At 75.0% G+C, this 22,185-nt stretch carries 22 protein-coding genes; 7 read left to right on the plus strand and 15 right to left on the minus strand.

Annotated elements, in window-relative coordinates:
• Window positions 1-15: 15 nt before the first annotated feature.
• Window positions 16-1,902, minus strand: coding sequence for a 1-deoxy-D-xylulose-5-phosphate synthase (gene dxs, locus H2O74_RS09110; RefSeq protein WP_182111299.1), 1,887 nt, complete (start codon window positions 1,900-1,902; stop codon window positions 16-18).
• A gap of 85 nt (window positions 1,903-1,987) precedes the next feature.
• Here dxs and H2O74_RS09115 point away from each other — a divergent pair, with 85 nt between their 5' ends.
• Genes H2O74_RS09115 through H2O74_RS09125 form a run of 3 tightly spaced genes read left to right on the plus strand, consistent with a single transcriptional unit; the run spans window position 1,988 to window position 4,894 of the window.
• Window positions 1,988-3,436 carry a GuaB1 family IMP dehydrogenase-related protein gene (locus tag H2O74_RS09115; RefSeq protein ID WP_182111300.1) on the plus strand — a complete coding sequence of 483 codons (1,449 nt, stop codon included), beginning with the start codon at window positions 1,988-1,990 and terminating at the stop codon, window positions 3,434-3,436.
• The gene (locus H2O74_RS09120; RefSeq protein ID WP_182114177.1) at window positions 3,430-4,092 is read left to right on the plus strand and encodes a CoA pyrophosphatase; all 663 of its coding nucleotides are present in this window, start codon (window positions 3,430-3,432) and stop codon (window positions 4,090-4,092) included. The genes H2O74_RS09115 and H2O74_RS09120 overlap by 7 nt, the downstream gene beginning before the upstream one ends.
• 40 nt (window positions 4,093-4,132) lie before the next feature.
• Window positions 4,133-4,894, plus strand: coding sequence for a type 1 glutamine amidotransferase (locus H2O74_RS09125; protein ID WP_182111301.1), 762 nt, complete (start codon window positions 4,133-4,135; stop codon window positions 4,892-4,894).
• 12 nt (window positions 4,895-4,906) lie between these two features.
• On the opposite strand, the gene H2O74_RS09130 is transcribed toward H2O74_RS09125, so the two are convergent.
• The 5 genes from H2O74_RS09130 to H2O74_RS09150 form a co-directional block, all read right to left on the minus strand.
• The gene (locus H2O74_RS09130) at window positions 4,907-6,007 is read right to left on the minus strand and encodes a winged helix DNA-binding domain-containing protein (RefSeq protein ID WP_182111302.1); all 1,101 of its coding nucleotides are present in this window, start codon (window positions 6,005-6,007) and stop codon (window positions 4,907-4,909) included.
• Between the two features lie 54 nt (window positions 6,008-6,061).
• Window positions 6,062-6,379 carry a hypothetical protein gene (locus H2O74_RS09135; protein ID WP_182111303.1) on the minus strand — a complete coding sequence of 106 codons (318 nt, stop codon included), beginning with the start codon at window positions 6,377-6,379 and terminating at the stop codon, window positions 6,062-6,064.
• A 165-nt stretch (window positions 6,380-6,544) separates the two neighbouring features.
• A complete protein-coding gene (locus tag H2O74_RS09140) occupies window positions 6,545-9,367 on the minus strand; it encodes an aconitate hydratase (protein ID WP_182111304.1) in 2,823 nt (940 codons plus the stop codon).
• Between the two features lie 149 nt (window positions 9,368-9,516).
• Window positions 9,517-10,854, minus strand: a complete 1,338-nt coding sequence (locus tag H2O74_RS09145; protein ID WP_182111305.1) for a methyltransferase — start codon at window positions 10,852-10,854, stop codon at window positions 9,517-9,519.
• A complete protein-coding gene (locus tag H2O74_RS09150; RefSeq protein WP_182111306.1) occupies window positions 10,851-12,830 on the minus strand; it encodes an APC family permease in 1,980 nt (659 codons plus the stop codon). The genes H2O74_RS09145 and H2O74_RS09150 overlap by 4 nt, the downstream gene beginning before the upstream one ends.
• A 95-nt stretch (window positions 12,831-12,925) precedes the next feature.
• On the opposite strand from H2O74_RS09150, the gene H2O74_RS09155 reads away from it, so the two are divergent.
• A complete protein-coding gene (locus H2O74_RS09155) occupies window positions 12,926-13,576 on the plus strand; it encodes a TrkA family potassium uptake protein (RefSeq protein ID WP_223148091.1) in 651 nt (216 codons plus the stop codon).
• Entirely contained in the window at window positions 13,576-14,250 is a 675-nt protein-coding gene (locus H2O74_RS09160; protein ID WP_182111308.1) for a TrkA family potassium uptake protein, read from the plus strand. The genes H2O74_RS09155 and H2O74_RS09160 overlap by 1 nt, the downstream gene beginning before the upstream one ends.
• Here H2O74_RS09160 and H2O74_RS09165 read toward each other — a convergent pair.
• The 4 genes from H2O74_RS09165 to dut are packed head-to-tail and all read right to left on the minus strand — an operon-like array spanning window position 14,177 to window position 16,557.
• Entirely contained in the window at window positions 14,177-14,908 is a 732-nt protein-coding gene (locus H2O74_RS09165; protein WP_182111309.1) for a DUF3159 domain-containing protein, read from the minus strand. The two genes, H2O74_RS09160 and H2O74_RS09165, sit on opposite strands and share 74 nt — an antisense overlap.
• Window positions 14,901-15,266, minus strand: coding sequence for an OB-fold nucleic acid binding domain-containing protein (locus H2O74_RS09170; RefSeq protein WP_182111310.1), 366 nt, complete (start codon window positions 15,264-15,266; stop codon window positions 14,901-14,903). The genes H2O74_RS09165 and H2O74_RS09170 overlap by 8 nt, the downstream gene beginning before the upstream one ends.
• Window positions 15,266-16,012, minus strand: a complete 747-nt coding sequence (locus H2O74_RS09175; protein WP_255491528.1) for a DUF3710 domain-containing protein — start codon at window positions 16,010-16,012, stop codon at window positions 15,266-15,268. The genes H2O74_RS09170 and H2O74_RS09175 overlap by 1 nt, the downstream gene beginning before the upstream one ends.
• Window positions 16,013-16,050: 38 nt before the next feature.
• Window positions 16,051-16,557 (minus strand): dUTP diphosphatase, encoded by a 507-nt coding sequence (gene dut, locus H2O74_RS09180; protein ID WP_255491529.1) that lies wholly within the window; start codon window positions 16,555-16,557, stop codon window positions 16,051-16,053.
• Window positions 16,558-16,609: 52 nt separating this feature from the next.
• Between dut and H2O74_RS09185 the strand changes: the two genes are divergently transcribed.
• Entirely contained in the window at window positions 16,610-17,101 is a 492-nt protein-coding gene (locus tag H2O74_RS09185; RefSeq protein WP_182111312.1) for a DUF3093 domain-containing protein, read from the plus strand.
• Here H2O74_RS09185 and H2O74_RS09190 read toward each other — a convergent pair.
• Entirely contained in the window at window positions 17,071-17,370 is a 300-nt protein-coding gene (locus tag H2O74_RS09190; RefSeq protein ID WP_182111313.1) for a DUF4193 domain-containing protein, read from the minus strand. The two genes, H2O74_RS09185 and H2O74_RS09190, sit on opposite strands and share 31 nt — an antisense overlap.
• 223 nt (window positions 17,371-17,593) lie before the next feature.
• Window positions 17,594-18,469: an inositol monophosphatase family protein gene (locus H2O74_RS09195; protein WP_182111314.1), complete on the minus strand. Its 876-nt coding sequence runs from the start codon at window positions 18,467-18,469 to the stop codon at window positions 17,594-17,596.
• A gap of 115 nt (window positions 18,470-18,584) precedes the next feature.
• Between H2O74_RS09195 and sepH the strand changes: the two genes are divergently transcribed.
• Complete coding sequence (gene sepH / locus H2O74_RS09200) at window positions 18,585-19,712, plus strand: septation protein SepH (RefSeq protein WP_182111315.1); 1,128 nt, start codon at window positions 18,585-18,587, stop codon at window positions 19,710-19,712.
• Between the two features lie 10 nt (window positions 19,713-19,722).
• Here the strand turns inward: sepH and H2O74_RS09205 are convergent, their stop codons facing one another.
• Genes H2O74_RS09205 through H2O74_RS09215 form a run of 3 tightly spaced genes read right to left on the minus strand, consistent with a single transcriptional unit; the run spans window position 19,723 to window position 22,142 of the window.
• Window positions 19,723-20,370, minus strand: a complete 648-nt coding sequence (locus H2O74_RS09205; RefSeq protein ID WP_182111316.1) for a thymidine kinase — start codon at window positions 20,368-20,370, stop codon at window positions 19,723-19,725.
• A 9-nt stretch (window positions 20,371-20,379) separates the two neighbouring features.
• A complete protein-coding gene (locus tag H2O74_RS09210) occupies window positions 20,380-21,570 on the minus strand; it encodes an alkaline phosphatase family protein (protein WP_255491530.1) in 1,191 nt (396 codons plus the stop codon).
• Entirely contained in the window at window positions 21,567-22,142 is a 576-nt protein-coding gene (locus H2O74_RS09215; RefSeq protein ID WP_182111317.1) for a DUF5998 family protein, read from the minus strand. The genes H2O74_RS09210 and H2O74_RS09215 overlap by 4 nt, the downstream gene beginning before the upstream one ends.
• Window positions 22,143-22,185 lie beyond the last annotated feature (43 nt).

Raw genomic sequence — 22,185 nt, forward strand, 5'->3', positions numbered from 1 at the left:
TCGAGGGCCCACGGCTCATCGCGTGCGGAGCTGCCCGAGGACGTCCTGCGCCACGTCCGGCGCCCGGAGCCGCAGCTGCTCCACCAGCTGCGAGCGCGTCGCGTGGTCGAGGAACCCCAGCGGGATGCCGACGGGCTGGACCGGCACCGTCAGGCCGGCCTCGGCGCACCGCTGCGCGAGCATCGCACCGACACCCCCCTCGACGAGCCCGTCCTCGATGACCACGACGTGGTCGTGCTCCCCCGCCAGCTTGACCAGGGTCGTGGGCACGGGCAGCACCCAGAGCGGGTCGACGACGCTCACGGCGTGGCCCTCGGCCGCCAGCAGGGCGCCGACCTCCACGGCGGTGTGCGCCATCGGGCCGACGCCGACCACGAGCACCGACGCGGCGGGCTCACCGCCGTCCGGCACGTGCCGGGCGAGCACGTCCACCTGCTCGAGGCTCTCGACCGCCGGCAGGGCGTCCGGGAGCGGACCCTTGGGGTAGCGCACGACCGTCGGCGCGTCGTCGACGTCCACCGCGGCACGCAGCGCGGCCCGCAGGCGCTCCTCGTCGCGCGGGGCCGCCAGGCGCAGGCCTGGCACGACGCGCAGCAGCGCCATGTCCCACATGCCGTTGTGGCTCGCCCCGTCGTCCCCGGTCAGGCCGGCGCGGTCGAGCACGAAGGTGACGCCGGCACGGTGCAGCGCCACGTCCATGAGCACCTGGTCGAACGCGCGGTTGAGGAACGTCGCGTAGAGCGCGACGACCGGGTGCAGTCCCGCGTAGGCCATGCCCGCGGCGGACGTCACGGCGTGCTGCTCCGCGATGCCGACGTCGAACGCGCGGTCGGGGAACTCCGCCGCGAAGGGCGCGAGCCCGACGGGCTGGAGCATCGCGGCGCTGAGGGCGACGACGTCGGGCCGCCGACGGCCGATCGCGACCATCTCGTCGGCGAAGACCGAGGTCCAGCCGAACCGCGACGGCGCGACGGGCAGGCCCGTCTCGGGGTGGATCTTGCCCACGGCGTGGAACCGGTCCGCGACGTCCTGCTCGGCGGGGACGTAGCCCCGGCCCTTCTCGGTGATGACGTGCACGATCACCGGGCCGCCGAAGGCGCGCGCCCGGCGCAGCGCGTGCTCGACCTGGCCGACGTCGTGCCCGTCGACGGGCCCGACGTACTTGATGCCGAGGTCCTCGAACATGCCCTGCGGCGCGACGACGTCCTTGATGCCCTTCTTCAGGCCGTGCAGCGCCTCGTACGCGAGACGGCCGGGCGGGCCGGAGCGACGCAGGGTGCGCTTGCCCCACGCGAGCACGTCCTCGTAGCCGCGGGTCGTGCGCAGCACGTCGAGGTGGTGCGCCAGGCCGCCGATGGTGGGGTCGTAGGACCGGCCGTTGTCGTTGACCACGATGACGAGCCGGCGGTCCTGGCCGGACGCGATGTTGTTCAGCGCCTCCCACGCCATGCCGCCGGTCAGCGCCCCGTCGCCGATCACCGCGACGACGTGGCGGTCGGTGCGGCCCTGGAGCGCGTTGGCGCGCGCGATCCCGTCGGCCCAGCTCAGCGCGGTCGAGGCGTGCGAGTTCTCGACCACGTCGTGCTCGGACTCCGTGCGGCTGGGGTAGCCGGACAGCCCGCCGCGGCGGCGCAGCTCGGAGAAGTCGGCGCGCCCCGTGAGGATCTTGTGGACGTAGGACTGGTGGCCGGTGTCGAACACCAGCGTGTCCCGCGGGGACTCGAACACGCGGTGCAGCGCGACCGTCAGCTCGACCACGCCGAGGTTCGGACCGAGGTGCCCGCCCGTGCGGGACACGGACTGGATGAGGAACTCGCGGATCTCGCGGGCGAGCGCGTCGAGCTGCGCGGGTCGCAACGCACGGAGCGCGGCCGGCGAGGTGATCCCGGGCAGGAGAGGCATCTCGACATCGTACGGCGCGCGCCCGGTGGAGGGCCCGCGGGGCGGCACCCTGCCGCGCGCGCGACGCGCTCCGTACGCTGTCGGCATGCGCTTCCTGCCCGGCCACCAGCCGACCGCCGACCTCACCTACGGCGACGCGTTCCTCGTCCCCTCACGCTCGGAGGTGACGTCACGGTTCGACGTCGACCTCGCCACGCAGGACGGCACCGGCACCACCGTCCCCGTCGTCGTCGCCAACATGACGGCGGTGTCCGGGCGACGCATGGCCGAGACCGTCGCCCGGCGCGGCGGCCTGGCGATCATCCCCCAGGACATCCCGGTCGACGTGGTCGCCGACGTCGTGGCCACCGTCAAGGCCCGCCACACCGTGCTGGAGAGCCCGGTCCTCGTCTCCCCGACGGACACCGTGCACACCGCCCTGACCCTCATCGGCAAGCGCGCGCACGGCGCCGCCGTGGTCGTCGCCGACGGGCGGCCGGTCGGGGTCGTGACCGAGGCCGACTGCAGCGGCGTCGACCGCTTCACCCAGGTCGGCGAGGTGATGACGCCGGACCCCACGGTGGTCGAGGCGAGCGTCGTCTCGGCGCCGGACGGCCTGGAGCGGGCGTTCGAGCAGCTGCACCGCTCGCGCCGCCGCTTCGTGCCCGTCGTCGCCGAGGGTGTCCTGGTCGGCGTGCTGACGCGCAAGGGCGCGCTGCGCAGCTCCATCTACGCCCCCGCCCTGGACGCCGCAGGACGCCTGCGCGTCGGCGCCGCTGTCGGCATCAACGGCGACGTGCGCGGCAAGGCCGCGGCGCTGCTCGACGCCGGCGTCGACGTGCTCGTGGTGGACACCGCGCACGGCCACCAGCGCAAGATGCTCGAGGCCCTCGCGGCGGTGCGCGGCCTGTCACCGGGCGTCCCCGTGGTGGCGGGCAACGTCGTCACCGCGGAGGGCACCCGCGACCTGGTCGAGGCGGGCGCGGACATCGTCAAGGTCGGCGTGGGCCCTGGCGCGATGTGCACGACGCGCATGATGACCGCCGTCGGGCGCCCGCAGCTCTCCGCGGTCCTAGACTGCGCGGCCGAGGCGCGTCGCCTCGGCGCCCACGTGTGGGCCGACGGCGGCGTGCGGCACCCGCGCGACGTCGCGCTCGCGCTCGCCGCTGGCGCGTCGCAGGTGATGATCGGCTCCTGGTTCGCGGGCACGCACGAGAGCCCGGGCGACCTGCATGCGGACGGCGACGGCCGGCTGTACAAGGAGAGCTTCGGGATGGCGTCGGCGCGCGCGGTCGCGGCCCGCACCGTCGGGGGCTCGGCGTTCGAGCGCGCGCGCAAGGGCCTGTACGAGGAGGGCATCTCGTCCTCCCGGATGTACCTCGACCCGCGGCGCCCGGGCGTCGAGGACCTCCTCGACCAGATCACCTCCGGCCTGCGCAGCGCGCTGACCTACACGGGGGCGACGACGCTCGAGGAGTTCACCGAGCGCGCGGTCGTCGGGGTGCAGTCGGCGGCGGGCTACGACGAGGGCCGGCCCCTCCCGCACGGCTGGTGAGCACCGGACCCGCCCGCGAGCGGCTCGCCGAGCTCGCGGCCCGCGGCCTGGCGTGGCCCGGCTGGCCGACCCCCGAGGCCGCGTCGCGGCCGGCGGCGGTGCTCGTGCTGTTCGGGGCGCTCGACCGGGTCGACGCCCGGCACCGGTCGGACGCCGTCCCCGCCGACCTGGACCTGCTGCTCGTGGGTCGCGCCTCCTCCCTCACGCACCACGCGGGCGAGGTGGCCTTCCCCGGAGGCCGCATCGACCCGACCGACGGCGGTCCGGTCGACGCCGCCCTGCGGGAGGCGGCCGAGGAGACCGGCCTCGACCCGGGCGGCGTCGAGGTGCTCGGCACGCTCGGCGAGCTCTCCCTGCCCGTGAGCCGCCACCGGGTGACCCCCGTGCTGGCGTGGTGGGCGCGGCCGTCGCCGGTGGGCGTGGTCGACCGTCAGGAGTCCGCCCACGTGTTCCGGGCGCCCGTCGCCGACCTCCTGGACCCCGCCCACCGCCGCACGGCCACGGTCGGCTCGCCGCCGCGGCCCCGGGGCCCCGCCTTCGTGGTGGGCGACCACCTCGTGTGGGGCTTCACGGCGCTCGTCGTCGACCGCCTGTTCGACGAGCTCGGCTGGACGGAGCCCTGGGACCGCGGCCGGACGGTCTCGGCGAGGCCCTGACCGCGGGGCGCATTCGCGTCCCCGCCCCTAGGCTCGGCCCGTGACCCCCGAGCGCCCCACCACCCGCGAGGCGGGCGCGCGCCGGGGTCGGCACCGTCACCGGCCCACGCGGCCGGTCCTCGTGCTCCAGCACGCGCCGTGGGAGGGGCCGGGACTGGTGGCCCGCGTGCTCGGCGACCACCAGCGCACCACGCGGATCGTCCTCGACGAGGAGCACCCGGACCTGCCGGCGCCGGCAGACCTCGCGGGAGTCGTCGTCATGGGCGGCCCGATGAGCGCCGACGACGACGAGCGCTACCCCGGCCTGCGCGCCGAGCGCCGGCTGCTCGCGGACGCCGTGGACGCCGACGTGCCGGTGCTGGGCATCTGCCTCGGGATGCAGCTGCTCGCCCGCGCCCTCGGCGCACCCGTGCACCGGGCCCACGGCACCGAGATCGGGTTCGCCCCGGTCGAGGTGGTCGAGCACGACCCGGTCCTGGCGCCCCTCGGGCAGCGGCCCACCGTGCTGCACTGGCACAGCGACGCCGCCGACCTGCCGACGGGCGCGACGCTCCTCGCGAGCACGCCCGCGACCCCGGTGCAGGCGTTCCGGGCCGGCAGCGCGCTCGGGCTCCAGTTCCACCTGGAGGTCGACGCCGACCTCCTGCGCACCTGGCTCGCGACCCCCGAGATGGCGACGGACCTGGCCACGCACCGCGTCCGCGACCTCGCCGCCCGGGCACCCGCGGTGCTGGGCACGCTCGTCCCGCCGGCCCTCGCGGGGCTCGAGCGGTTCGCCGCCGCGGCGGCGGCGCGCGGCTGACCGCCGCGCGTCCTATCCCGGGGCGCCGGCCGCCGCCTTGACCACCAGCTCGTGGTCAAGGCCAAGGAACGCCCCGTACCGGGCGGCGCCGGCCGCCAGCGCCCGGTGCGCGGACGGCGCGAGGGGCGCGAACGGGTCGACCTCGAACCGGACCCGCGCCCCGGTCGTCCGCCGCATCCAGCCCACCATCTGGCCGTCGACCAGGGCCATACCGGTGCTGGCCTCGCGCCCGCGCGGCACGCGACCCGCGGTGTCGAGGAGCCTGCGGGTGTCCTGGTAGCCGCGGTAGGTCTCGTCGAAGATCTGCAGCAGGTGCCCGTCGGGACGGGGCGGCGACGTCGGTGCGGCGCCGCCCGGCGCGTGCCAGTACGTGCGCCCCTCGTGGACGAACGACTCCAGCCGGTCCCGCACCACACCGATCCCCCGCCGCACCTGCGTGACGGTGACCGTCGCCCAGTACGCGAGGTCACGCTCGGTCGCGGGGCCATGGCCCGCGAAGTACCGCCACGCGAGCTCGCCGAGCGCCTCGTCGCGCTCGCGGGGCGCCGTCGGTGGCACCCGGTCCTCGAACCGCGCGTAGGTGTGACGCCCGTCGGCGGGACGCCCGCTGCACACCAGGCGGTCGGTCTCCGCGAGCCCCATGAGCAGCATCAGCGCGCGTCCCGAGATCGGCACCCCCCGGTGGGCGAGCGCCGTGGCCACCTGCTCGCGGGTGCTGTGGGGTGCGGCACCGAGGACGTCGACGACGTCGGCGAGCGCTCGGTCCGTCCGCCCGGGCGACCAGCCCTCGTCCGCGAGCTGCCGCGTGAACAGCGGCCGGATCGCGGGCGCGGTGAGCGCGACGAGCCAGCCCACGTCGGCCGCGGACACGAAGTGCCACGTGGGGCGCAGGACGTGGGTGCGGATCACCGCGCCGCTGTCGAGCAGTCCCGCCAGGTCGGTGGCCTCACGCGCGACGGTCCGCGACGCCACGCCCCAGGCCGCCTGCGCGGGGTTCTCCGCCTGCACGGCGAGCAGCCCTGCGACGACGCCGGTCGCGGACGCGGCGTGCGGGGCGGCGAGGCGCTGGGTCACCAGTCGCCACCGTGCCAGGTCGGCGTCGGTCGTGGACACCCCCCGAGCCTAGGCACACCGGCCGGCCCCGCCCAGGGCCGCTTCCGTGGTCCCTCAGACCACCGGCGCGTGATCCCGGATCGCCGCGACGACCTTCGCGAGGTTCTTCTTGTTCTTGCCGAAGTCGATCAGCGTGGTGGGCAGCGCGCTCTCGCTGTGCAGGTGCACGACCGAGCCGTGCGTCCCGTGACCGATCGTGGCGCGGATCTTCTCGCCCCAGCTCGCCCAGCTCACCCCGACGGTGCCGTTCATGATGCCGCCGCCCCCGGCAACGCCCTCGAGCCCGGCCTGCACGAAGGCCTGGTAGACCGCTGCCTCCGCCTGCTCCGGCGGAAGCGCCACCTCGATGATCTGGGTTGCCGAGCCTGCCACTGGTCCTCCTTCGCCGGGTGCCGCGCCGGCTCCTGCCGGTCGCGCGACGAGGAGACTGCCACACGGCACGCGCGACCGCGAGCGGACACCCCGGGACGACGCGGGCCGCCGCCACCAGCGGTGGCGACGGCCCGGGTCGAGCGTCCTGCGGCCCTCAGGCGGGCGTCACGCGCCCACGAGCGAGCGGAGGACGTACTGCAGGATGCCGCCGTTGCGGTAGTAGTCCGCCTCGCCGGGGGTGTCGATCCGCACGACCGCCTCGATCTCGGTCACCGTCCCGTCCGCCTTGGTGGCCCGCACCGTGAGGGTGCTCGGCGTCGTGCCCTCGTTGAGCGCCGTGACGCCCGCGATGTCGAAGGTCTCCGTGCCGTCGAGGCCGAGGGAGTCGGCCGTCTCGCCCGCCGGGAACTGGAGCGGCAGCACGCCCATGCCGATGAGGTTCGAGCGGTGGATCCGCTCGAAGCTCTCGGCGATCACGGCCCGGACGCCGAGCAGGCTCGTGCCCTTGGCCGCCCAGTCCCGCGACGAGCCGGAGCCGTACTCCTTGCCGCCGAGGATGACGAGCGGGACGCCGGCCTCGGCGTAGGCCTGGGCGGCGTCGTAGATCGTCGTCTGCTCGCCGGTCAGGTGGTTGACCGTGAAGCCGCCCTCGACGCCCGGCACCAGCTGGTTGCGGAGCCGGATGTTGGCGAAGGTGCCGCGGATCATGACCTCGTGGTTCCCGCGGCGCGAGCCGTAGGAGTTGAAGTCACGACGCTCGACCCCGTGCTCGGCGAGGTAGCGACCGGCCGGGCTGTCCGCCTTGATCGCACCGGCGGGGCTGATGTGGTCGGTCGTCACGGAGTCGCCGAGCTTGGCGAGCACGCGGGCCCCGGAGATGTCCGTCACCGGCTCCGGCGTCGCGGCCATGCCGTCGAAGTACGGGGGCTTGCGGACGTAGGTCGACTCCGCGTCCCACTCGAACGTGCTGCCCTCGGGCGTCGGCAGCGAGCGCCACCGCTCGTCGCCCGCGAACACGTCGGCGTAGTCGGCCGTGAACATCGCGCGGTCGATCGACGAGTCGATCGTCGCCTGCACCTCGTCCGGCGCGGGCCAGATGTCGCGCAGGAAGACCTGCTCCCCCGCCTCCGTGGTGCCCAGCGGCTCGTTCTCGAAGTCGAAGTCCATCGTGCCGGCCAGCGCGTAGGCGATCACCAGCGGCGGCGACGCGAGGTAGTTCATCTTCACGTCGGGGTTGATGCGGCCCTCGAAGTTCCGGTTGCCGGACAGAACCGAGACGACGGACAGGTCGTGCTCGTTGACGACCGCCGAGACCTCCTCGGGCAGCGGGCCCGAGTTGCCGATGCAGGTCGCGCAGCCGTAGCCGACCAGGTGGAACCCGAGCTTCTCGAGGTACGGCCACAGGCCGGCCTTCTCGTAGTAGTCCGTGACGACCTTCGAGCCCGGCGCCATCGAGGTCTTCACCCACGGCTTGGCGGTCAGGCCCTTGGCGACGGCGTTCTTCGCCAGCAGCGCGGCGGCGAGCATCACCGACGGGTTCGAGGTGTTGGTGCACGACGTGATCGAGGCGATGACCACGTGACCGTGGTCGAGCTCGGTCGCCGTGCCGTCCGCGAGCGTGAGCGACACCTTCCTGTGCGGGCGCCGCGCGCTGTCACCGTTCGGCACCTGCGCCGGGGCGTCGGAGGCGTCGGTGTGCTCGCCGGCCGCGATGGGGTCCGAGGCCGGGAACGTCTCGTCGACCGACTCGTCCAGGCCGGTGAAGGGCGCCGCCTCGGCGTCGTCGACGTAGTCGAGGATGCTCGTGGCGAAGGACTCCTTCGCGTCGGTCAGCTCGATGCGGTCCTGCGGGCGCTTCGGCCCGGCGATCGACGGGACGACCGTGGACAGGTCCAGCTCGAGGTACTCGGAGAAGACCGGCTCCACGTACTGCGGCGACGACGGGTCGTGCCAGAGGCCCTGCTCCTTGGCGTACGCCTCGACGAGCGCCACCTGGTCGTCCGACCGGCCGGTGAGGCGCAGGTAGTCCATCGTCACGCCGTCGATCGGGAAGATCGCGCAGGTCGAGCCGAACTCGGGGCTCATGTTGCCGATCGTGGCGCGGTTGGCCAGCGGCACCTGCGCGACGCCGTCGCCGTAGAACTCGACGAACTTGCCCACGACGCCGTGCTGACGCAGCTGCTGGGTGATCGTCAGGACGACGTCCGTCGCGGTGACGCCCGAGGGGATGGCGCCCGAGAGCTTGAAGCCGACGACGCGCGGGATGAGCATCGAGACCGGCTGACCGAGCATCGCCGCCTCGGCCTCGATGCCGCCGACGCCCCAGCCGAGCACGCCCAGGCCGTTGACCATCGTCGTGTGGGAGTCGGTGCCGACGCACGTGTCGGGGTAGGCGCGCAGGACGCCGCCGACCTCACGCGTCATCACGACGCGCGCCAGGTACTCGATGTTGACCTGGTGGACGATGCCGGTGCCGGGCGGGACGACCTTGAAGTCGTCGAAGGCCGTCTGGCCCCAGCGCAGGAACTGGTAGCGCTCGAAGTTGCGCTGGTACTCGAGCTCCACGTTGCGCTCGAACGCGTCGCGGCGGCCGGCGACGTCGATCTGGACCGAGTGGTCGATGACGAGCTCGGCGGGGGCGAGCGGGTTGATGCGGGCGGGGTCGCCACCGAGGTCGGCGACCGCCTCGCGCATGGTGGCGAGGTCCACGACGCACGGCACCCCGGTGAAGTCCTGCATCACGACGCGGCCGGGCGTGAACTGGATCTCGGTGCTCGGCTCGGCGGACGGCTCCCAGGCCGCGACCGCGCGCACGTGGTCGGCGGTGATGTTGGCGCCGTCCTCGGTGCGCAGCAGGTTCTCGGCGAGGATCTTGAGGCTGTACGGGAGGCGCTCCAGGCCCGGCACGGCGGCCAGCCGGTAGATCTCGTACGAGGCTCCCCCGACCTCCAGGGTGCCCTTCGACCCGAACGTGTCGACGCTGCTCACGGCTGCTCCTTCGTGGTTCGTCCCCCGCGGGACGGCGATCGCCGGCAGGGGTTGCGGCGGGTCGTGGGACCCGCCGCGGACGTCCGCAGACCTCTGCGGGCAGGCTATCTCGCAGCCGCTCCGCCGAGATATCTCGACGTCAAGATATCTTACCCTGCCGACGGCGGGGCATCGAGCGGCGAGCGGTCCAGGACCGCCACGCACTCGACGTGGTGGGTCATCGGGAACAGGTCGAACGCGCGCAGGTCGCCGAGCGCGTAGCCGTGTCCCGCGAGGTACGCGACGTCGCGGGCCAGCGCCGCGGGGTCGCACGCCACGTAGACGATGCGCTCGGGCTCCAGGGCCGCGATCGCGGCCACCACGTCGCGCCCCGCGCCGACGCGCGGCGGGTCCAGCACCACCACGTCGGCGCGCGCGACGGCACCGGAGGCCAGCACGCCGGCCACCGGCCCGTGGTGCAGCTCGACCTGGGGGTGCTCGTGGACGTTGCGGCGCGCATCCTTGACCGCGCGCTCGTCGCCCTCGACCGCGACGACGCGTCCGGCGTCGCCGACCAGGTCCGCGAGGGGCAGCGTGAGCAGGCCGGCACCGGAGTACAGGTCCACGACGGTGGCGCCGGGACGCTCCCCCACGGCGCGGACGACCGCCTCCGCGAGCACGGTGGGCGCCGCGCGGTGGACCTGCCAGAAGCCGTCACCCGCGACCCGCCACGTGTAGGTCCGCCCGGCGACCTGCGCGCGCTCGCGCACCGCGGTGCGGGCGTTGGGCCGCCGGTCGGCGCCCTTCTCGGTCCACGGCTCGCCGTCGACCACGACGAGCGGCGCGTCGCCGCCCACGGGCGCGACGGCGGTGATCCGCGCCCCGGCGGGCCACCGGCGCTCGAACAGGCCAAGCCCTCGGATCTCGTCGACCGCGAGCGGCATGTCCGTCAGCGGCACGACCTCGTGCGTGCGGGGCCGGTGCATGCCGGCGCGGCCCTGGCCGTCGACGACCAGCTCGACGCGCGTGCGCCATCCCCAGCCGCCCGCGTCGTCGTCGCCCGGTGCCGGCTCGACGACGACGTCGCGCTCGAGGTGCGCGAGGCGGCGCAGCTGCTCGGCGACGACGGCCGCCTTCCACCGCCGCTGCGCGGGCAGCGCGACGTGCGCGAGGTCCGCGCCGCCGACGCCGCCGGGGCCGGCCTGCTCCCACGTCACCGGGACGCGGTCCGGGCTCGCCTCGAGCACCTCCACGGCGTCCGCGCGCCAGAACGTCGCCCCCTCGCGGCCGTCCGTCACCACGGCCCGCACCGTCTCCCCCGGCAGGCTGTGGCTGACGAACACCACCCGGCCCTCGTGGCGCGCGACGCAGATGCCGCCGTGCGCGACGGGGCCGACCTCGAGGACGACGTGCTCGCCGTCGTGCTCGCCGGGCCCGCGCGGGGGGCGCGCGGCACGGGACGGCCGGGGGCGGGGCGTGCGGCCGGGACGCCGCTGCGGCCCGGTCACGGCGTGGTCCCCTGCTGCGCGACCTGCACGGACGACTCCAGCTGCCACGGCACGGAGGCCACGACGACGCCCGGCGTGAACAGCAGCCGGCCCTTGAGGCGCAGTGCGCTCTGATTGTGCAAGAGGTGCTCCCACCAGTGCCCGACGACGTACTCGGGGATGTAGACGACGACCAGGTCGCGAGGACTCTCGCGCCGGATGGACTTGACGTAGCCGAGGATCGGCCGGGTGATCTCGCGGAACGGCGAGTCGAGGACCTTGAGCGCCACGGGCAGGCCGAGCCGCTCCCACTCCTCGCGCAGCGTCGCCACGTCCTGCGGCTCCACGCTGACGGTCACGGCCTCCAGCACGGACGGGCGCGACGCCCGCGCGTACGCGATCGCCCGCATGGTCGGCTTGTGGAGCCGCGAGACCAGCACGATCGCATGGACCCGGCTCGGCAGCGCACGCGCCGCGGCCTCGTCGTCGCCCAGCGCGAGCTCGCGCTGCACCGAGTCGTAGTGGCGCCGGATGCCCTGCATGAGGACGAAGACGACGGCCATCGCGAGGATCGCGATCCACGCGCCCCGCGTGAACTTGGTGACGAGCACGACCACCAGGACCGTGCCCGTCAGGCCGAGGCCGACGGCGTTGATCGCGCGGGACCGGCGCATGTGCGCCCGGGCCCGGGCCTCCGGCTCGGTGCGGAGCTCGCGGTTCCAGTGCCGCACCATGCCGAGCTGGCTGAGCGTGAACGAGACGAAGACGCCGACGATGTAGAGCTGGATCAGCCGGGTGACCTGGGCGTCGAACGCCCAGATGAGGACGATCGCCCCGGCGGCCAGCGTGAGGATGCCGTTGGAGAAGGCGAGCCGGTCGCCGCGCGTGTGCAGCTGGCGCGGCAGGAAGCCGTCCCGCGCCAGGATGGACCCGAGCACCGGGAAGCCGTTGAACGCCGTGTTGGCGGCGAGCACGAGGATCAGCCCCGTCACGACGGCCACGAACACGACGAGCCACGGCGCCCCGGCGAAGATCGTCTCCGACAGCTGCACGATCACCGGGTGCTGCACGTAGTCCTCGCCGACGGGGACGCCGTCGCGGAGCAGCTGCTCCGCGGGGAACTCGACGTAGTGGACGTGCGTGGCCTGGGCCAGCAGCAGGATCGACATGATGAACGTCGTCGACAGCGCGCCCAGCAGGAGCAGCGTGGTGGCGGCGTTGCGGCTCTTGGGCTTGGTGAAGGCCGGCACGCCGTTGCTGATGGCCTCGACCCCGGTGAGGGCGGCGCTGCCGGACGCGAACGCGCGCAGCACGAGCAGCGCGCCGCCCAGCCCGACGAGGCCGGCCTCGTACCCGGCCTCCGGCAGCACCTCGAGCGAGGCCGTCTCCGCGAGCGGCAGCGTCCCGGTCGCCGCCTTGACGGCGCCGACGATCGCGAGCGTCCCGAGCGCCGCCATGAACAGGTAGGTGGGGACCGCGAACGCCCGGCCGGACTCCTTGACCCCGCGCAGGTTGGCCAGGGCCAGGAGCAGCACCACGCCGACGGCGACCGGCACCTCGTGCCCGCGCAGGGCCGGGATCGCCGACGCGGCGTACTGGGCGCCCGAGGAGATCGACACCGCCACGGTCAGCACGTAGTCCACGAGCAGGGCGCTCGCGACGGAGACGCCCGCCCGCGGGCCGAGGTTGACGGTCGCGACCTCGTAGTCGCCGCCCCCCGACGGGTACGCGTGGACGTTCTGCCGGTACGACGCGACGACGACTCCGAGGACCACGGCGACCGCCACGCCCACCCAGGGCGAGACGAGCGTCGCGCCGAGACCCGCGATCGCGAGGGTCAGCAGGATCTCGTCCGGGGCGTACGCGACGGAGGACAGGGCGTCCGAGGCGAAGACCGGCAGGGCGATGCGCTTCGGCAGGAGCGTGTGGCCGAGCCGGTCGCTGCGGACCGGCCGGCCCAGCAGCAGACGTTTCGCCGCATCCGCGATGTCCGACACGATCCACCATCCTAGGGCCGCAGGGGCCGCCCACGGGCGTCGGGCGCCGTCGCGGCGCCGGAGGTATACCGTCACCATCTGTGCACTTCGTCATCATGGGCTGCGGCCGCGTCGGCGCCACGCTCGCCCAGTCGCTGGAGGGTCGCGGGCACTCCGTCGCCGTGATCGACCAGAACCCCGACGCGTTCCGCCGGCTGGAGCAGAGCTTCTCCGGCAAGCGCGTCACCGGACTCGGCTTCGACCGGCAGACGCTGGTCCAGGCGGGCGTGGAGGAGGCGTACGCCTTCGCCGCCGTCTCCGACGGCGACAACTCCAACATCCTGGCGGCGCGCGTCGTGCGCGAGACCTACGGCGTGGGCAACGTGGTCGCCCGGATCTACGACCCCCACCGCGCCGAGATCTACCAGCGCCTCGGCATCCCGACGGTCGCGACGGTCCGCTGGACGGCGGACCAGGTGCTGCGGCGCATGCTCCCCATGGGTGCCACCGACGAGTACCGCGACGCGTCGGGCCAGGTGATCATGGCCCAGATGGACGTGCACCCGGGGTGGGTCGGCCAGCCGCTCCGCCGGCTCGAGGCCGCGACCGGCGCCCGCGTCGCCTACCTGACCCGCTACGGCGACGGGGTGCTGCCGGGGCCGACCTCGGTCCTGCAGGAGAACGACGTCGTGCACGTCCTGGTCATGGCGACCGACCTGGCCAAGGTCGAGCGGATCCTCACCCGCGTCCCCCCGGAGGTGGACTGATGCGCGTCGTCATCGCCGGAGCCGGATCGGTCGGGCGGTCCATCGCGACCGAGCTGATCGCCGCGGAGCACGAGGTCACGATCATCGACAAGCAGCCGTCCGCGATGCGCGTCGCCTCGGTCGCCGAGGCGGAGTGGCTGCTCGCCGACGCGTGCGAGCTGTCCACCCTGACCCAGGCGAAGGCCGACGAGTGCGACGTCATCGTCGCGGCGACCGGCGACGACAAGGTCAATCTCGTGGTCTCGCTCCTCGCGAAGACCGAGTACGGGGTGCCCCGCACGGTCGCGCGCGTCAACAACCCGAAGAACGAGTGGATGTTCGACGAGGCGTGGGGCGTGGACGTCGCCGTCTCCACGCCGCGGATCATGACCGCGATGGTCGAGGAGGCCGTCGCCGTCGGCGACCTCGTCAAGATCTTCACCTTCCACCAGTCGGGTGCCGACATCCTCGAGGTGACCCTGCCGGAGGACTCGCCCCTGGTGGGCACGCGCGTGGGTCAGGTGGTCTGGCCGCCCGACACGGTCCTGGCGGCCGTGGTGCGCGGCACGACGCCGATCGCCCCGAGCCCCGACGACACGCTCGAGGCGCGCGACGAGCTCCTCATCGTGGCGGGGTCGCAGGCCGATCCGGCTGCTCTGCACGACCTCGTGGTGAGCCGACCAGCAGCCACGTGAGCCACAGGCCGAGCGCGAACAGCGGCACGCCCATGACCAGCCGGGCGGTACCCAGCCAGCCCACGGCGTCGGCGCCCTGCAGGTAGAGCGGCAGCTGCACGGCCAGGCGTGCGCCGAAGAGGACGGCCCAGAGCCACGTGGCCAGGACGTAGCGCCGCCGCAGCGCCGCGGCGCCCGCGTCGACCCGCCAGGACATGTCCTGTCCGCGCAGGAGGCTGACGACGACGCCGACCGCCGGCCAGCGCGCCAGGACGGAGACGACCGCGCCCACGCACCAGGCGACGTTGACCCACAGGCCCCACGCGAAGTAGTCCTGCGCCTCGCCCGTACGCCAGGCCCAGACCACGCCGATGGCGACCCCGAGCACGCCCGAGAAGGCCTGGGTGGCCGGCGTGCGCTGCGCGAGCCGCACGACGACCGCGAGCAGGGCGAGACCCAGCGCGACGACGAGGGCGGGCACGAGCTCGCGGGTCGCGACGAAGACCACCACGAACAGCAGACCCGGCGCACCCGACTCGACGACCCCGCGCCAGCCGCCGACCGCGTCGGCGAACGAGAACTCGTCGGCGGCCAGGGCGGTGACGCCCCGTCCCGGGGCGACGCCGGAGCGGGCCCGCTCCGCCTGCGGGGACTCGGGCTCGCCCGCCGGACTACTCACCGGGCCTCGGCGCGAGCTCGTAGCGCGGGTTGAACATCGTCGGCCGCCCGGACTGCGCGCACACCAGGCCCTCGGCGCGCAGCCGTCGGCCGGGGTCGATCCCGTGGATGCTGCGCCGCCCCAGCCAGACGAGCGTCAGGCTGCCGCTGCCGTCGTAGAGCTCGGCCTCGAGCGCGGGCACCGTCGTGCGCGGGCGCAGCGTGACCGAGCGGATGACACCCGAGACCACGGCCCGGCGGCGGTCCTGGAGCTCCGCCACGGAGGCGCACCCCTGCCGGCGCGTCTCGCGCTGCTCCTCGTCGGCCTCGAGCTGCGCCTGCGACGCGACCATGCCGTGCAGCAGCGCCTTGAGCGCCATCAGTGCACCTCGGTGATCTCGGGGCCGCGCGTGAGGGGGTCGAGCGTCGGGGCGGGAGCGGCGCCCGGCGGGACGACCGCGGCCACCGGCCGCTGACCGGGCATCGTCAGGGGCAGCAGGTCGCGCGGCACGCGCGGCTCGGGGCCGCGGACCACGACGACGTCGGCGAAGACGGCCTCGAGCTCCTCGGCCTCCGCCGGCTCCACGGCCGCCCGGCCGGTGATGACGCCGCGCAGGAACCAGCGCGGGCCGTCGTGGCCGATGAAGCGCGCGGGCCGGTGGCCCGTGCGCCCCTCGGGCGTGCGCACGGGCAGGCGCGCGAGGAGCTCGCGACCGAAGGGGCCCGGCACGTCGTCGGCGGATCCGCCCTGCTTGACGACGGACTCGGCGATCTCCGCGCGGATGTCGTCCCACACGCCCTCGGTGCGCGGCGCGGCGAACACCTGGAGCTGGAGCGCGGAGCCGTGGAGCGACACGGCCGCGGCGCTCACGATCTTCGACGACTTCTCGATCTCCATCCGGAGCTCCATGCCCTCGCGCCCGGGCAGCCACAGGGCGCCGAGGTCGATCCGGCGGCCGCGCTCGGGGACCTCGCCCGAGTCCCAGGGGCCACGCTCCCGGGCGGGGACGTCACCGGGCACCACGTCCGCCTCGGCGGCCTGCGCCGAGGGCTCCGCCGACGACTCCGTCGACCGCTTGCCTCGTCCGAACACACCCACGCCTGCTGCCTCCTGGAACCTGGACACGCACTCACCACGACACTAGACGCCTCGGGCGGCGCCTCCTACCCGTCGGCGCCGTCCGCGCCCGGCGTGGCGGCCCCGGCAGGTCCGGCGGGTCCGCCGCCCGTGGACCCGAAGCCGCCGGCCCCGCGGTGCGACCCCGGCAGGCGCTCGGCGCGCACGAAGCGCGCCCGCCCGACGCGCTGGACCACGAGCTGCGCGATGCGGTCCCCGCGCCGCAGGTGGACCGCCGTCGTCGGGTCGGTGTTGAGCAGCGTCACCTGGATCTCGCCGCGGTAGCCCGCGTCCACCGTCCCGGGCGCGTTGACCACCGTCACGCCGTGGTCGCGCGCCAGGCCGGAGCGCGGGTGGACGAACGCGGCCCAGCCGTCCGGCAGCGCGATGCTCACGCCCGTGGGGACCGTCGCGCGGGCGAGCGGCGCGAGGTCGACGTCGACGCGCGCCACGAGGTCGGCGCCCGCGTCCCCGGGGTGGGCGTACGTGGGCTCCGGGAGCCCGTCGTCGAGCATGACGAGCAGGACCTCGACGGGGTGAGGGCGGTTGTCCACGACGCCCGAGCCTAGTGCCGCCCCACGTCCCGCGGGCTGAGACCATGGAGGCATGGCGCCCCACTCGACCGACGTGCTCCACCGTGAACGGCTCTGGCCCGGGCCGCTGGGGTGGTGCTTCGTGATCGGCTTCGCCGTCCTCATGGTCATCGCCCTGCTGCCCGTGCGCGGGGACGTCGCGCTGGTCGGGGGCGTCGTCTCGCTCCTGGTCGCGATCGCGGCGGCCGTGCGCACCAGCGCGCCCGTCGAGGTCGCGGGCGGCGAGCTGCGGGCCGGGCGGGCGCACATCCCCGTCGCCCTCCTGGGGGCGGCCCGCGTGCTCGACCGCGACGGGGTCCGCGCGCAGCTCGGCCCCGGGTCCGACGCGCGCACCTACGTGTGCCTGCGCGCGTGGATCCCCGGGGCCGTGGTGGTCGTCGTCGACGACCCGCAGGACCCGACGCCGGCGTGGGTGGTCTCCACCCGCCGGCCCCAGGCCCTCGTGGCCGCGCTGGACGCGGCCCGTCGCTCAGGTCAGGCGGCGCACTCCGAGCAGATCGGCTGACCGTTCTTGTCGCCGGCCAGCTGGCTGCGGTGGTGCACCAGGAAGCAGCTGCCGCAGGTGAACTCGTCGGCCTGCCGCGGCAGGACGCGGACGGAGAGCTCCTCGCCCGACAGGTCCGCGCCCGGGAGCTCGAACCCTTCGGCCGCTTCCGTCTCGTCCTCGTCGACCACCCCGGAGTTCTTGTCGGAGCGACGCGCCTGCAGTTCCTGCAGCGAGTCCTCGGAGAGGTCTTCCTCGGTCTTGCGAGGGGCGTCGTAGTCGGTTGCCATCAGGCGTCACACACTCCGTGTCGTTCTCGCGCCGCGCGGTCGCGCGGTCGCCGGTACGTAATCAATGCACGACACGGCCCGAATGTTCCCGAGGGCTGGTCGGCCTGGGGATTGTGCCCCACTCACGGCAGGCCGCGCACATGGCCCCCCGCGGGACCGTAGCCAACCCGCACAACTCGGGCAACCGGAGGTGCGAGGAGCGCGCGATCCGGGTCGCGAGGGGTCAGGCGTCGTCGGTGTCCGCGTCCAGACCCTCGAGCAGCGCGACCAGCGCGCCCACCGTCTCGGGTGGGCCCGCGACCGTCATGGCGGTCGACGCCGGCGCCCCCCGCAGGCCGGTGACGAGCGCCCCGGCCTCCTCGGCGACCAGCGACGCCGCCGCGAGGTCCCAGGGCGCCAGCCCTCGCTCGAAGTACGCGTCCAGGCCGCCGCCCGCGAGGGTGCACAGGTCCATCGCCGCCGAGCCGATCCGGCGGATGTCCCGCACGCGGGGCAGCACGTCGGCGATGACGCGCGCCTGGACGCGGCGCCGCTCCACGGTGTAGCCGAAGCCCGTCCCGACGAGGCTCTGCGCGAGCGGGACGGGGCCGTTGACGCGCAGCGGCACGCCGTCGAGGAACGCGCCCCCGCCGCGCACCGCGGTCCACGTCCGCCCGTCCGCCACGGCGTGCACGCACGCGGCCTGGACCGTCCACCGGCCGGGCTCGGGCGGGCCCGTCACGGCGGCGACGCTCACCGCGTACGCCGGGATCCCGTAGAGGTAGTTCACCGTGCCGTCGATCGGGTCCAGGACCCACGTCACCCCCGTGGTCCCGCCGACGTGCCCCTCCTCCTCGCCGAGCACGCCGTCGTCGGGGCGCTCCGTGGCGAGGATCCGGCGCAGCAGCGCCTCGGACGCGAGGTCCATGGCGGTGACCACGTCGGCGAGGCTCGACTTGGTGCCGGCGACATCCACCTGCCGCGGCCGGCCGTCGCGCACCAGCGCGCCCGCCTCCCGGGCGAGGCGCTCGGCGAGGCGGCCCAGGCCGACGACGTCGGGCCCGTCGGGGTGCGGGGCGGCGCCACGGGTCGGAGGGGACGGTGGCTGTGCGGCGCTCATCGACCCATCCTGCCGCCGCAGGCGCGCCCGCCGCACCACGCCCGGTCCGGCGGCACACCGGTCCGCCTCCCCGGCCGGGCGGCCGGCAGGTGGCACCCTCGTGGCAGGAGGTGCCATGAGCGAGCTGCGACTGGTAGGGCTGCACGAGGACGGCGAGCACGTCGTCCTCGAGGGAGTGGACGGTCAGCGCTTCAGCCTGCCCATCGACGACGCGCTGCGGGCGGCGGTGCGCCGGGACCGGCCCCAGCTCGAGCAGGTGCGGGCCGAGCAGAGCGGCACGCTGCCCCCGCGGGAGATCCAGGCGCGCATCCGCGCCGGTGCCACGGCCGAGGAGCTGGCCGAGGACTCGGGCATGCCGCTGCCGGCCGTGCGCCGGTACGAGGGTCCGGTGCTCGCCGAGCGCGAGTTCGTCGCCACGCAGGCACGCGGCACGCGCATCGGCCACGACCCCGGCGCACCGGTCCTGGGAGACCTGGTCACCGACCGCCTCGCCACGCGCGGGGTCGCCGGCTCGTCGATCCGCTGGGACGCGTTCCGCGGCGGCAGCGCCGGCCCGTGGACCGTCGAGGTCGCGTTCGACGTCGCCGGCACGTCGCGGTCCGCGCGGTGGACCTTCGAGCCGTCGGCGCGCGTCCTGCGCGCCGTGGACGACGAGGCGCGCTGGCTGAGCGAGACCGAGCTGGCGCAAGGCCCGATCCCCCGCCGTCACCTCTCGGCGGTTCCCGGTGAGGTCTTCGACGTCGAGGTCGACGACGCGCTGCGCCCGCTGCTCGCGTCCGTCGACCAGCCCGCCGCCGCGGCACCGCACGCGCCGGACCCGACACACCTGCTGCTCGACGACCTGTCGGGGCGCCGCGGCGTGCGTCAGCCCCTCGACGAGCCGTCGGACGCGCACACCGACGACCCGGAGGACGACGGCGAGGACTTCGAGGGCTTCGGGCCGCAGCACGCGTTCGACTTCGAGCGCCCCGGGTCGACGACACCGGGCCCGGTCCCCGCGGCCCACCCGCCGGCCTCGCGACCCGATCTCGCGACGGACGCGACGGTGCTCGAGCTGCCGCCGTCGGCGCGCCGCCGGCCCGTGGCGGACGACGCGTCCACCCCCGCGGTCGCCGCGCCCGACGCGCCGACGCCCCCGGCCGGAGAGGCCGACGTCCCCCCGCCGCTGGCCCGGCGCTCGCGCCGGGGCCGCGCGAGCGTGCCGAGCTGGGACGAGATCGTCTTCGGCGCCAAGCCCGAGTAGGGCGGCCGGCTCAGAACGGGAGCGTGTCGGGGACCTGCGCCGTCGCGCGCGCCGCGACGCTCGTCATCCGGCGCATGTGGTGCCGGCGGCACAGCACCTCGTACGCGACGTGCGCCTGCCGGCCACCGGGCCCCGTGTCGCCGACGACGACCTGCTCGCCCTCGACGACCATGACGCCGTCCACGATGCGCGCGTTGTGGGTCGCCCGGGCCCCGCACCAGCACAGCGACTGCACCTGGAGCACCTCGACCCGGTCCGCGAGCTCGATGAGCCGCGCCGCGCCGGGGAAGAGCCGGGTCCGGAAGTCCGCCGTGATGCCGAACGCGTAGACGTCCACGCCCAGCTCGTCGACCAGCTGCGCGAGCTGCTCGACCTGGCGCGGCGAGTAGAACTGGGCCTCGTCGCACACGAGGTAGTCGACGCGCTCCCCGCGGCTGCGCCGCACCACGACCTCGTCCCAGAAGTCGGTGTCGTCGCGCACCTCCACGGCGCTGTGCCGCAGCCCCAGGCGCGAGGAGAGCACGTCGGTGCCCGCGCGGTCGTCACGCGTGAAGATGACGCCGCCGCGCCCGCGGGCCGCGTGGTTGTGGTCGAGCTGGAGCGCGAGCGTGGACTTCCCGCAGTCCATCGTCCCGCTGAAGAAGACGAGCTCCGCCATGGGTCCCTCTCAGCCGGTCACGATCAGCGGCACCAGCATCTCGCCCGGCGTGAGCGAGCCGTGCATGCCCTTGAGGGTGAGCGAGTGCGGCGTCTGGGTCCGCGAGTCGACGACACCGGCCCGACCCCGCGCGGCGACCACCACGTCGCCCACGAGCGCGTCGACGTGCTCGGCCACGGGCCCGAACCACCCGGCGGCCACCGCGTCGTCGTGCAGCGCCACGAGCGCGCGGTCGCCGAGGACCTGGCGCCACCGCGCCGCGACGTCGGGCGCGGTCCCGGGGCGCACGTGCACGTGGCTCGCGCGCGGCTCCCCCGCCACCAGGACGACGTCGCGCGCGAGCGCGGGCGTCGTGGCGACGTCCACGAGCAGGCCGTGGTCGACGTCGACCATCCCGTGGTCCGCGGTGACCAGCAGCAGCGTCCCGGCCGGGAGGGAGCGCGCCAGGCGCGCGAGCTCGCGGTCGACCTCGGCCAGCGCGTCGCCCCACTCCGGCGACCGCCAGCCGAACTGGTGGCCCGCCTTGTCGACGTCGCGCCAGTACAGGTACACCAGGCCGGGCGCGGACAGCTCGTACAGCGCGGCGTCCACGCGGTCCTCGAGGCGCTCGGCGCGCACGAAGCTCGCCCCGCGCAGGGCCGCCTCCGTCAGGCCGGAGCCGGCGAAGTTGGCCGGGCCGACGAAGCTCACGGGGGCGCCCGCCGCCGCGAGCCGCTCGAAGACGGTCTCCTCACGCTGCCAGGAGGTCGCCTCCCCGGCGCCCTCCCACGAGATCAGGTTGGCGAGCCCTCCGGTCTCGGGGTTGCGCACGGTGTAGCCGATCAGCCCCGTGCGGCCGGGGGCGCACCCGGTGCCGAACAGGCCCATCGAGGCCGCGGTCGTCGACGGGTAGCCCGAGGTCAGGGTGCGCGCCCCTGCGAGGTGCGAGCGCAGGAACGGCGCATGACCGGCGCGCTCGGTGAGCATCTCGTGGCCGAGGCCGTCGACGAGCACGACGCAGACCCGCGACGCGTCCGGCAGGTCGAGGCGCGCCTGCGCCTCCGCGGCGCCGTCGGGCAGGCGGTCGAGGTCCAGCCCGAGCGGACGGGCGAGCGCCGCCGCCGCGCCGGGCAGGACGGCGTCCAGGCACCAGCCGCCGTAGTCGGGACTGACGAAGCCGGCCGCGGCGAAGGCACCGGCCACGACGTCGGTGGTGGTCACCGGGCCCCCGCGCTGGCGGCGGACAGGGCTCGGGCGAAGTCCACGGCGGCCCGGACGGCCTCGGCGCCCTCGGCCTGCGCCGAGACCCGCACGACGACGTCGTCCGGGGAGCTGGTGCCGGTGAGCCCGTGGTCGGCGTCGCACGACGGGTCGCCGCACGTCGCGGGCTCGAGGTCGATCCGCCGGACCGCTCCCCACCCGAGCGCGAGGGTGAGCTCGGCGGGCACGGCGCCCGCGCGGTGCTTCTCGGGCACCGGCACCACGTGGGTCAGCGCGACCGTGTGCAGGTGGGCCAGCGGGACGGACTCCGTGGTCGCCGACGCGCTCGCCGACGGGTGCTCCGAGTCGGCGGGGTGGTCGTCGACGTGCGCGAGGACCAGCCGGGTCGGGGTCAGCACGAGGACCGTGACGTGGCGGCGCACCTCGGTCGAGTCGAAGGTGGTCTCCGGATGGACGAGGTGCCCGACGACCGGCTCGCCCGCGAGCGCGACGTCCAGGACGTCGCCCACGAGCTCCGGGTAGTAGCCCGCGTGGTGCAGGCTGCGGCGAAGGTCGGTCATGGCTCCGGGCATCTGCCCATCCTTCCACCGATCGGGACCCCGGTGGTGCTCCTCC

It is taken from the genome of Actinotalea sp. JY-7876 (assembly GCF_014042015.1).
GTDB lineage: Bacteria > Actinomycetota > Actinomycetes > Actinomycetales > Cellulomonadaceae > Actinotalea.

Coding starts and splice junctions, on each gene's coding strand:
- H2O74_RS09160 (WP_182111308.1), top strand. CDS start 13,576: ATGCGCGTCGTCATCGCCGGAGCCGGATCGGTCGGGCGGTCCATCGCG.
- sepH (WP_182111315.1), top strand. CDS start 18,585: ATGAGCGAGCTGCGACTGGTAGGGCTGCACGAGGACGGCGAGCACGTC.
- H2O74_RS09170 (WP_182111310.1), bottom strand. CDS start 15,266: ATGGCGCTCAAGGCGCTGCTGCACGGCATGGTCGCGTCGCAGGCGCAG.
- dxs (WP_182111299.1), bottom strand. CDS start 1,902: ATGCCTCTCCTGCCCGGGATCACCTCGCCGGCCGCGCTCCGTGCGTTG.
- H2O74_RS09215 (WP_182111317.1), bottom strand. CDS start 22,142: ATGCCCGGAGCCATGACCGACCTTCGCCGCAGCCTGCACCACGCGGGC.
- H2O74_RS09185 (WP_182111312.1), top strand. CDS start 16,610: ATGGCGCCCCACTCGACCGACGTGCTCCACCGTGAACGGCTCTGGCCC.
- H2O74_RS09155 (WP_223148091.1), top strand. CDS start 12,926: ATGGGCTGCGGCCGCGTCGGCGCCACGCTCGCCCAGTCGCTGGAGGGT.
- H2O74_RS09190 (WP_182111313.1), bottom strand. CDS start 17,370: ATGGCAACCGACTACGACGCCCCTCGCAAGACCGAGGAAGACCTCTCC.
- H2O74_RS09115 (WP_182111300.1), top strand. CDS start 1,988: ATGCGCTTCCTGCCCGGCCACCAGCCGACCGCCGACCTCACCTACGGC.
- H2O74_RS09205 (WP_182111316.1), bottom strand. CDS start 20,370: ATGGCGGAGCTCGTCTTCTTCAGCGGGACGATGGACTGCGGGAAGTCC.
- H2O74_RS09195 (WP_182111314.1), bottom strand. CDS start 18,469: ATGAGCGCCGCACAGCCACCGTCCCCTCCGACCCGTGGCGCCGCCCCG.